This window comes from Nocardia arizonensis, from assembly GCF_001310275.1.
Classification (GTDB): domain Bacteria; phylum Actinomycetota; class Actinomycetes; order Mycobacteriales; family Mycobacteriaceae; genus Nocardia; species Nocardia arizonensis.
This window is the reverse complement of sequence record NZ_LGYZ01000131.1, coordinates 96,327-106,282: the sequence shown is the minus strand read 5'-3', so window position 1 is coordinate 106,282 and position 9,956 is coordinate 96,327. Positions and strand designations below refer to the sequence as shown.

At 69.4% G+C, this 9,956-nt stretch carries 12 protein-coding genes; 2 read left to right on the top strand and 10 right to left on the bottom strand.

Annotated elements, in window-relative coordinates; translation table 11 throughout:
• The first annotated feature begins 180 nt into the window (after positions 1 to 180).
• Together APZ21_RS30695 and APZ21_RS30690 are read left to right on the top strand one after the other, a co-directional pair.
• Positions 181 to 537 (top strand): BlaI/MecI/CopY family transcriptional regulator, encoded by a 357-nt coding sequence (locus APZ21_RS30695; RefSeq protein ID WP_040712012.1) that lies wholly within the window; start codon positions 181 to 183, stop codon positions 535 to 537.
• Positions 538 to 664: 127 nt separating this feature from the next.
• Entirely contained in the window at positions 665 to 1,687 is a 1,023-nt protein-coding gene (locus APZ21_RS30690) for a ketoacyl-ACP synthase III family protein (protein ID WP_054816765.1), read from the top strand.
• Between the two features lie 10 nt (positions 1,688 to 1,697).
• Here the strand turns inward: APZ21_RS30690 and APZ21_RS30685 are convergent, their stop codons facing one another.
• The 10 genes from APZ21_RS30685 to APZ21_RS33455 all read right to left on the bottom strand — a co-directional run bounded on the left by APZ21_RS30685 (position 1,698) and on the right by APZ21_RS33455 (position 9,925).
• The gene (locus tag APZ21_RS30685) at positions 1,698 to 2,387 is read right to left on the bottom strand and encodes an ABC transporter ATP-binding protein (protein WP_040703702.1); all 690 of its coding nucleotides are present in this window, start codon (positions 2,385 to 2,387) and stop codon (positions 1,698 to 1,700) included.
• Between the two features lie 237 nt (positions 2,388 to 2,624).
• Positions 2,625 to 3,407, bottom strand: coding sequence for a sulfite exporter TauE/SafE family protein (locus APZ21_RS30680; RefSeq protein ID WP_051028844.1), 783 nt, complete (start codon positions 3,405 to 3,407; stop codon positions 2,625 to 2,627).
• 68 nt (positions 3,408 to 3,475) lie between these two features.
• Entirely contained in the window at positions 3,476 to 4,204 is a 729-nt protein-coding gene (locus APZ21_RS30675; protein ID WP_040703863.1) for a cation efflux transmembrane domain-containing protein, read from the bottom strand.
• A complete protein-coding gene (locus tag APZ21_RS30670) occupies positions 4,201 to 4,530 on the bottom strand; it encodes an ArsR/SmtB family transcription factor (RefSeq protein WP_040703703.1) in 330 nt (109 codons plus the stop codon). The genes APZ21_RS30675 and APZ21_RS30670 overlap by 4 nt, the downstream gene beginning before the upstream one ends.
• A 16-nt stretch (positions 4,531 to 4,546) precedes the next feature.
• Positions 4,547 to 4,927 carry a recombinase family protein gene (locus APZ21_RS36520; protein ID WP_082393578.1) on the bottom strand — a complete coding sequence of 127 codons (381 nt, stop codon included), beginning with the start codon at positions 4,925 to 4,927 and terminating at the stop codon, positions 4,547 to 4,549.
• Between the two features lie 112 nt (positions 4,928 to 5,039).
• A complete protein-coding gene (locus tag APZ21_RS30665) occupies positions 5,040 to 5,708 on the bottom strand; it encodes a YcnI family copper-binding membrane protein (protein WP_040703705.1) in 669 nt (222 codons plus the stop codon).
• Between the two features lie 110 nt (positions 5,709 to 5,818).
• Positions 5,819 to 7,318, bottom strand: coding sequence for an MFS transporter (locus APZ21_RS30660; RefSeq protein WP_371852318.1), 1,500 nt, complete (start codon positions 7,316 to 7,318; stop codon positions 5,819 to 5,821).
• Positions 7,255 to 8,379, bottom strand: a complete 1,125-nt coding sequence (locus tag APZ21_RS30655) for a PLP-dependent cysteine synthase family protein (RefSeq protein ID WP_040703707.1) — start codon at positions 8,377 to 8,379, stop codon at positions 7,255 to 7,257. Before APZ21_RS30655 ends, APZ21_RS30660 begins: the two co-directional genes overlap by 64 nt.
• A gap of 104 nt (positions 8,380 to 8,483) precedes the next feature.
• Entirely contained in the window at positions 8,484 to 8,891 is a 408-nt protein-coding gene (gene lpqS / locus APZ21_RS30650; protein ID WP_156371416.1) for a putative copper homeostasis (lipo)protein LpqS, read from the bottom strand.
• Between the two features lie 434 nt (positions 8,892 to 9,325).
• On the bottom strand, positions 9,326 to 9,925 hold the full coding sequence (locus APZ21_RS33455) for a BlaI/MecI/CopY family transcriptional regulator (RefSeq protein ID WP_082393577.1): 600 nt from the start codon (positions 9,923 to 9,925) through the stop codon (positions 9,326 to 9,328).
• Positions 9,926 to 9,956 lie beyond the last annotated feature (31 nt).

Below are 9,956 nucleotides of genomic sequence, written 5' to 3'. Positions count from 1 at the left end.
CGAACCACCGCCGACCAGCAGGCGCGAACCACCGCCGACCAGCAGGCGCGCGCGCCATTGTCCTTGCCACCGGAATCGGCCACGCCGCTGTGAGAACCGACCTCGATCCACTTGAATACGTTCCCGCTGCCCGCCACAATCGGGTGACCGACGGACATCGATCAGCCCAGGAGGTGCAGGGTGCTCGGGCTCGGCGATCTGGAAGCCGTTGTCATGAACCTGCTCTGGCACGCGAACGCACCGATGCGGGTGCGCGAAGTACGCGAGCGGTGCACCACCGACCTGCGCCGACCCGCCTACACCACCATCATGACCGTCCTGGACAACCTGCATCGCAAGCAGTGGGTGCACCGCCGCCTCGACGACGGCGCCTACCACTACCGCCCCGCGCTGACACGCGAAGAGGCCACCACCCGCGCGCTGCGTCGGGTCCTCGCCGAATCCGGCGACGCCGAAGGCGCGCTGATGCATTTCGTCCGCTCGGCCTCGGCCGAGGAATCCAGCGCGCTCGAGACCGCGCTGCGCAAACGCCGCTGATCCACTCGTCCCACGGGTTCGGGTCCGGTACCGGACGCGGGGCCGAGCATCAACTGTGAACCATCGTCGCCGCGGCAACCGCGCGGCGCCCGGGGTGGTCCCGTCGAAACGAAAAGGGGGAGTCCTGATGAAGGTCGAGAATGTTTTTCTGGCCGGTGTGGGTTGCGCGGATGTGGGTGTGGTGGGGGTGGGTGAGGCGGTGGCCGCGGGGTGGTTCGAGGAGCGGGCGGCGCGGGAGTCGGGTTTGGTGTCGGTGACGGTGGCCGGTGGTGTGCCGGCGCCGGATCTGGCGGTGGCGGCGGGGCGGGCGGCGTTGGCGGGTTCGGGGGTGGATGCGGCGCAGGTGGACGCGGTGTTCCACACGAATGTGCATCCGCAGGGTCCGGACGGGTGGTCGGCGCAGCATTATGTGAACCGTAATACGGTGAATCGTCCGGTGACGTCGGTGGAGATCCGTAACGGGTGTATCGGGTTCTTTTCGGCGTTGCATCTGGCGGTGTGTTTCCTGGGGGCTGATCGGTCGCGGTCGGCGGCGTTGTTGACCGCTGCCGATAATTTCGGTACTCCGGCGGTGGATCGGTGGCGGGCGTCGCGGTTGTTCGTGTTGGCCGATGGTGGTGGGGCGGTGGTGTTGTCGAAGCGGGGTGGGTTCGCGCGGGTGTGTTCGATCGACTCGATCTCCGACCCCGAACTCGAATACCGCCACCGCGGCGGCGAACCACTCTTCCCTCCGGGCCTGACCACCGGCGCGCGACTGAACTTCGCCGAACGCCTCGACTACAGCCGTCGTGAAGGACTCGCCGGCGGGCGCGTGTTCACCGATCTGGGCGCGGTGCTGATCGAGACCGTGGAACGGGCATTGAAGGACGCCGGAATCGGGTTGGACGACATCACACGTGTCGTCCACGACGGTTTCCACCGCGACGCCGTCCACGCGATCCTGCTCGACCCCTTGGGAATCGAGGAACAACGCGGCATCTTCGACTACACCCGCACCGTCGGCCACGCCGGACCCGTCGACCACATCCGAGGACTGGAACACCTGTGGCGCACCGGCGCGGTCAGGGCCGGCGAGCACGTGCTGCTGCTCAGCGACGCACCCGGCATGGAGGTCGCGTGCGCGGTGCTCCAGATCCTGACCGACGCCTGAACACGGCGGGTCAGTCCTGAGCGGGGACCACCCCGCGATCGGCCACGAGCCGCCCCGCATCCAGGGTTATCTCGCGCTTGACACACGCGCGTAGCGATTGTTCGTGCGAGGCCACCACGATCGTGCGGCCCTCGTAGTTCAGATCCATCAACACATCCAGCACCGCGGCGGCCGTGTGCGGGTCCAGATTGGCAGTCGGGTCGTCGGCGAGCACGACGGTGGGATCATCGGCCAGCACCCGAGCGATCGCCGCGCGTTGCTGCTGGCCCCCCGACAACATCCCCGGCAACTTGTCCGCCTCCTCGGCGATGCCGAGCCGAGCGAGCCACCACCGCGCCGACGCCTCACGCTCGCCCACGCTCCCACCGGCGCGGATGTTCATCACGACGTTCTCGCACACCGTGAGATTGGGCCGCAGCTCGACACCCTGCGACGCCAACCCGACTCTGTGCCGACACCGGCCACCACCGCGCCGGTCCGACACCGGTGCGCCCGTCACGGTCACGATCGTTCCCGAGCTCGGGCGTTCCACGCCTGCGAGCAGGCGTAGCAGCGTGGACTTACCACTGCCCGAACGACCCACCACCGCGAGGAAATCGCCCTCGCGAACGGTCAGGCTGACCATGTCCAGCGCGCGGACCTCACGGCCCGCGACCCGATACCGCTTGACCACCTCGGTGAGGGTATAGACAGTCCCCACGGTGCCTCACTTCTTCCGGTCACACCGGCCGCCGGGCCGACGCCGTCGGCGGGATCGGCGCGAGATAGTATGTCCTGCAACAACAGTGCGTCCATCTCCACACCTGGACCTCAAACGATACAGACTGTCACCACACGCAACAGTTTGTACCCGAAGATCGTCTGACCAATCCTCGACGGAACCACCGTCACCGGCGCGGGAGGCCGACGTGCAGACCACGACCGGATCGGGCCGGGTTCACAGGGCTTGCAGGGTGTAGAGCGCGGCGGTGGTGACGGCGGTCGCGCCGAGGGCGTAGCGCAGTGCGCGTTCGGGCAGGCGCGGTTGCAGGTGCGCGCCGAGGTATCCGCCGACCAGACCACCCGCCCCGCAACTGATCCCGATGATCCAGTCCGGGGCGATATCGGCGCCGCCGGTGGTGACCCCGAGCACCGCGTAGGTGGCCGCACCCGCGACCGAGGTGAGCAGGGTCGAGGTGAGCGCGGCGGGCGCTACCTCACCCATCGGAATCCCGCGTCCGACGAGGATCGGGCTGAGTAGCGAACCCCCGCCGATGCCGTAGATCCCGCCGACGACACCGACGACCAGCGCGGTCGCGGTGACGAACCGTCTCGACGGCCGCGGGCGGTCACCGCGGGCGCGAGCGGCGGTGCGCAGGCACAGCCATATCCCGAGCGGTCCCAGCAGCGCGGCCGCGATCAGTTTGAAGGTGGCCGCCTCCGGCAGCGCGAACACCCGCACGACCGCGCCGACGATCACGCCGGGCAGGGTGCCCGCCAGCAGCAGCCGGGTCAGCGGGCTGGTCAGGGGCGCGCGGCGACGGTAGCGGGCCAGCGCGCCGGGGATGGACACGACGTTGAACAGCAGATTGGTGGGAGTGACCGCGGGACTGGGCACGCCGAGCACGCTGATCTGCACCGGCAGCAGGAACACCGCCCCCGACACCCCGACCGGCGCGGTCACCACCGCGACCCCCAGTCCCGCCACGAAACTCGCCGCTACCAGGGCCCCGCTATCCACCCACGAACTATCCCAGCCGGACCGGCGGTATCCCAGCCGGACCGGCGGGGAGGCGGACGCGGGCGGTGTCAGGTTTTCGCATGCCCGGGCCGGTCACAGCAATCGCAGTCGTGGGGGGCTCGCTCGGTCCGAGTGAGCGCGGATGTCGATGTCGGGCAGCAGGTATCGCCCTTCCAGGCATTGCGGCCTTCCTTGACCGCAATCGCAGCGATCACCAGCGCGGTGATCGGATCGGCCCACGACCAGCCGAACACGCCGTTGACCAGCAACCCGATCAGCAGCACCGCCGAGAGGTAGGTGCACAGCGAGGTCTGCTTGGAATCGGCGACCGCCGAGGCGGAACCGAGCTCACGCCCGGCACGGCGTTGCGCGGCGGACAGGATCGGCATGATCACCAGACTCGCCGCGGCCAACCCGATCCCTACCGGCGAATGCCGGGCCTGCTCGGCGCCGAGCAGGGACCGGACCGAGTCGAGGGTGATGTAGGCGGCGAGCCCGAAGAACGAGAACGCGATGATCCGCAGCGCGACCTTCTCCCGTGCGGCGGGGTCGGGCCCGGCGAACTGCCAGGCCACCGCAGCCGCCGAGGACACCTCGATCATCGAATCCAGGCCGAAACCGATCAGCGCGGTCGAGGAGACCCGTGCGCCCTCGACCAGGGCGATGACAGCCTCGATCACGTTGTAGGAGATCGTGATCGCCACGAACCAGCGAATCCGCCGCGCCAGCAACGCCCGCCGATCCGCGCCCGGCGCGACGCCCGACGGCATCGAGGGCATACCGAGCGAGGCCATCAGCAGCACACCTCGCTCTCCGAAGACGGGCAGCAGGCCGGATCGACGGCCAGCACCAGCCCCAGCAGGTCCTCGAGCGCACGCCCGATACGAGGGTCGGCCAACTCGTAGCGGGCACGGCGGCCTTCGGGGACCGCGACCACCAGCCCGCATCCACGCAGGCACGCCAGATGATTGGACAGGATCTGACGCGAGACCCCGATAGTCTCGGCGAGGTCGGAGGGATATCCCGGCGCGGAGCGCAGGCTCAGCAGGATCTGTGTCCGGGTCGGATCCGACAGGGCATGTCCGAAGCGGGCCAGCGCGTCGCGGTGCACTACGGTCTCCACACGCAAACAATACATCCTAATCTGTATCCAGAAAATAGTGGACTATGGTGGTGGTGTGCGTGCCGCGTTGTCTCGGTCGAGGTTGCGGTAGACCGTCTTGTGAGGGACGCCGGAGGTCTCGGCGATGTGCGCGACGGTGTAGCGGCGTATGCCGTGCAACAGGAACCGTCCGGCGGAGGCGGTGGTGGTCGATGCCCTGCTTGAGCAGTGACAGATCGATACCGCGCTCGTCGAGTCGGGCGGCGGGTTCGCTCGTGTGCCGCACCGACCGGCACGGGCGCGAGAGCCGGGTGATGACGAGTTCGACACCGCGGCGCAGGTGGTCGAAGCATTTGTCCCACTCCGGGCACCGCGCCGGCTTCCCCGATGCCTTGTCGACCCAGATCCTGGGGGCCACCGTCGCCGCCGCGGGCCGGTACCGCGGTGTGCACCGTCGGTCCCTGAACCGTCCGGTCCGGAGGAATCGGGGCCCAGGCGTCGCCCCGCCCGGCCCCCAACCCCCGCCCCGGTTATCGGGATGCGCGCCGGGCGCGGAACAGGGCCGTGACCGCCGCGGCGACGGCGAGCACGCCCAAGGCCAGACCGGCGATGGCCAGCTGGCGGGTGGTGTCGCCGGGCTCGGCGTGCGCCGGGGTCGGCGCGGCGGCGGATTCACTGCTGTGGGAGTGCGATTCGCCCACGGTCGGGGACCCTGCCAACACCAGCACCGGCAGCGGGTACTCCGGTTCGGGTGCCCCGGCGAGGCTGGGCTGGTCCCAGGTCACGATCGTGCCGTCGCTGTAGGTCTGCACGGCCCGGAAGGCGATGGTGTCGACCGCGGGCAGGGGGCCCGCGTAGAGGGCGAAGCGTTGGAATTGTCCCGGCCCCACCGTGGCGTCGGTGTCGGCATTCCAGGTGACCGAAGTCGCCATCGTCGACGGGTCGCGTGTCACGGTGGCGTTCCAGCCGGGCAGGGGTTCGGTGCGGGCAGTCTTGAGCCCAGGCAGGTCGATGGTCAACGCCGTGGTGAAGGCGTGCTCGGATTCGTTGGAGATCCGGAACGTGAGCACGCTCGAGGAGCCGGGTTTCGCGCCGGGCGCCTCGACCGCCAGATGCGCCGAGGCGACGCCACCGGCCGCCACGGTGACGGTCGTGGCGACCGCGACGGTGAAACCGAGCCGCCGCAGAACTGTGTTCATCTCATATGTCCTGTCCGAAGGGGAATGTGTGCGGATGGTCGCGCCTGTTGTCGGGGGGCTTCGACCGAGCACCCGTTCGACCGGTCTCCGCCCGAGAAGTCGCCGGGGCCTCACCGGCGCCCGACCGGGAACCGGCGGTGATCGCCTCCGGCGACCGGCCAGCTGCCGGGCGGGGAGGTCCGCTCGACGAGTCCTCCGTCGTGGGCGGCGAGTCGTGGCATCGGTACGGTCGGGAAATCCGCGCCGAGGAAGACGCCCTCGGACAGTCGGCGGGGACCGGGCGCCCGGTGGCCTGCGGTGCGCGATTGTGGTGACGCGGCCGTGGCCGGGCCCGGCTCGGAGGTCGCCAGCCGCCGCAGCGCCCAGGTCGAGGCGAGGCCGATGACGGCCAGACCCGCCCAGACCGCCCAGTCCGCGCCCGCGTCGTGGGCCGCGCCCACGACGGTGCCGGTGGCGAGGTTGCCGAGGAGGATGCCGACACCGACGACGGTGTTGTAGAAGCCGTAGTGGGTGGCCACGAGACGGTCACCGGACAGGGTCACGACGGTGTCCATCTCGAACGGGAACACCGCGGCGGTGCCGACCGCGAGCAGGGTGGTGGTCAGCAGCAGAGCGCCCACCGCCGCCGCGGTGCCGAAGCGGGCGGTGCCGGGCACCGCGATCAACGGGACGAACGCCGCCGCGAGCACGCTCATCCCGGCGACCAGGCTCGTGGCCGGACCCCACCGGGCTCGTAAGAAGGCGGTGATCCGCAGTTGCCCTGCGACCGCGACGACCCCGGAGACGACGAACAGACCCGAAACCAGGATCTGAGACCGAGCACCCGCGATGAACTCCGCCTGCAACGGCAGGGCCAGATAGACCTGGAACGACAGCACATAGGAACCGATCATCGCCACCGAGAAACCGAGGAAACGCCGGTTGGACACCACGGTGCGCCAGTCCTCGAACACCGAGGTCGCCTCGGCGGGGGCCTCGGCGCGCCGGGGCGGCAGCGCGAGTAGTTGGGCGAGGGTCAGCGCGGCGAACACCGCCGCGGCGACCGCGGCGGTGAGCCGGAACTCCAGCGTCATCAAGGCGAGCCCGACCAGCGGACCCGCCAGTATTCCCGCCTGGTAGAACATGTTGAACACGGCGAAGGCTTCCAGACGGCGCTCACCGGCGTCGGCGGCCAGGTACGCGCGCACCGCGGGATTGAACAGGGCTCCGGCGAAACCGGTCGCCGCCGAGGCGATCAGGACACCGGGCAGCGAGTCCGCCACGACCAGCAGCGCGAATCCGCCGGTCCGCAGCAGACACCCCGCCACGATCAACGGTTTGTAGCCGAGCCGGTCGGCGAGGGTGCCTCCGATCAGGAACATGCCCTGTTGGGAGAAGTTGCGCACGCCCAGCACCAGTCCCACCGCCCACGCCGCCAGCCCCAGCGGTCCGGCCAGGTAGCCGGCCAGATACGGCATCAGCATGTAGAAGCCCAGGTTGATGCCGAACTGGTTGATCATCAGCAGCCGGGCGGGCAGATCGAATCCGGCGAATCTGGCGTACACGCTCACGACGGAGTCCCCGCGGCCACGGACGGCTCGGGTGCGCTCACCGTCGTGCAGCGCGTCCATCGGGTCACCACCCGCTGCCCCGAGTGGGCGATGGTGTCGGGTTCGACCGGCGGGGTGGCGTCGAGCAGGCCGTGCTGGGCGCAGTAGGTGTCGTTGTAGACAGTGTCGAAGTAGCGGTGCGGTCCGTCGGGGAACACCGCGGCGATCTGTGTGTCGGCGGAGGTGACCCGCGCGGCCCAGCCAGCGACCAACGCCACCGCGCCGACGCTCCATCCGCCGCTGGCGTGGTGGGTCGCGGCCAGGGTGCGCGCGGCCCACACCGCTTCGGCCGGGGCGACCCAGTGCACCTCGTCGAAGGCGTCGTAGTCGACGTTGGCGGGCAAGATGCTCGACCCCAGCCCGCGCATCAGGCGCGGCCCGGCCGGTTGACCGAAAATCGTCGAGGAGATCGTGTCGACACCGATGAGGGTCATCTCCGGGTTGAACCGGCGCAGCACGCGGGCGATCCCGGCGGAGTGGCCTCCGGTGCCGACCGCGCATACCAGGACATCGACGGTGCCCAATTGCTCGATCAATTCCCGGGCCAGAGCGTCGTAGCTGTCGACGTTGTCCGGGTTGTTGTACTGGTCGGGGCACCAGGCGCCGGGATTGGCGGCCAGCAGTCGAGCGACCCGGTCGCGGCGTGCCTGTTGCCAGCCGCCGCTGGGATGTGCCTCGGTGACCAGTTCGACGGTGGTGCCGTAGGCACCCAGCATCCGGGCCACGATCGGTTCCAGGCCGGGATCGGTGACCACGGTCACCGGGTGCTGATGCACCATGCCGGCCAGCGCGAGTCCGAGTCCGAGGGTGCCGCTGCTGGATTCGACGATACGGGCCCCCGGACGCAGCTCGCCGCGCTCGCGGGCGCGGCGGACCATGTGCAGCGCGGGACGGTCCTTCATCCCGCCGGGATTGAAGCCTTCGAGCTTGGCCCAGAAGCCGCGTCCGACTCCGGCCAACGGTTGGCCGATCCACAACACCGGGGTGTTGCCGACCAGCCCGCGGGGTGCGTCTGCGGTCAGCGGTGCTGCCGGTTTCCGGCCGGCGGGTTCGAGATCGCGCAGGGGCACGACATTGTTCATGGGGCTGTCTCTTCTCTGCAACGGCGTCCGCGTTCGACGGCGCGCCACGACGGGTGGGCAGCAGATTCCCGCCGCCGAGAACACCTCGGCGCGGGCGCGGCCGATCAGCGTCGGGCGATGCAGAACAGAGTCAGAAGGGTCCGCCCGGTAGCGGACATCGAGGGGCGCGGGGGGCCACGCACACCCCCGGCGGACACCGCCGGACCCGGCGCCGCCACCAGCACCGAGGTCACCGCCGCGAGCAGCAAAGCCACGACAGTCAGCGAGACGACCCCCGGTGGCAGTGCCGGAGAGGCGCAGTGCACGCGGTGGTCGACACAATGGTCGATGATCGGCGATGCGAGATCGTCGTGGACGGCGCCCGAGTCCCGCTCGGCGACCGCGTGCGAGCCACCGCCGTGTTGGGCATGTTGCTGGGCCAGTCGGCAGTCCAGACCGGGAACGACCACCAAGGCCACCAGCGCCAACACCACCAGCCAGCTACCAGGCCGCAATCGAACGAGGAAATCCACGATGACACGACAGTAACGAAATCGTAACGACCCGCGCAACCGCGCGAGTGGACCCGACCGTCCGCCGGCGCCGGTGGTCCCGGTCGTCGCGCGGAACTTCGATTCAGGGCGCGAATCGCGGCCGGGCCGCGTACGCAGCTCGTGCCCCATTCGCACCTCCTCGGCCGATCATCGTGTCCGCAAATATTTTTCGTGTCGTCCACCCGAGTCTATCTGAGGCGGGTCGGCATCCGCGTCAACCGATCTACTATCTCGGTACGTAATAAGTTTGCGATCAGACGCGCTACCCGACGGGGCGTCCATCGATGGCGATCGGTTGGGGAATCGACAATCGCCCGCCACGCCGAACCCGCAGGCCGTGAACACAGCTCGTCCCTGCCCGCCCGACTCCTCGGCAATCGCCCCGAGAACCCCGCATAGTAGCCCCACAATGATCACGACGCAGACCTCACGGAGCTCATGACCGGCGTTGCGGTTGGTGGCCGCGACCTCGATCGCCGCCGCGGCGGCGATGTTCGTTGCTGTCCCCGCCGCAGCGGCCCCGCCGTCGGCAGGGACCGGTGGACATATCTTAAACGACGGCAACGGAGGCAACGGGCACGGCAACCCCCGTGTCGACTACGGCCACCACCAGGACGGCAGCGGCCGCAGTCGCTAGCCCTGCGGCGCGGCCGGTACAGGTAGGCCCTGCTGTGACGGTGCCGCAACAACCATCCTTTGTGATATAGGTTGTCCATTGTGGTCATCACCGTGATGCAGGCGATCTCGCGATCGCCGAGGATCACTTGACGCACCTCACGCGCACTCGCCAGGCACCGGCCAGATCGTGTCCATCGCCACCGACTCCAATTCCCCCGAATCAGGACCTGCCCGGCACGAGCGGATCTCAGTTTCCGATAAGCGGCTGCCGAGGAGGACGACGGCGGTTCCGCTGCCAGTGCTCGGTTACCGGAATCCGGGTTGGCGGGTGGGTGCGGCCGGCCAGATACGGCAGTCCGAATGCGAGGCTGGACTGGATCCTGAGGACGGGCCATTCACGACGCCCCTCGCGGTTGCCGAACCCAG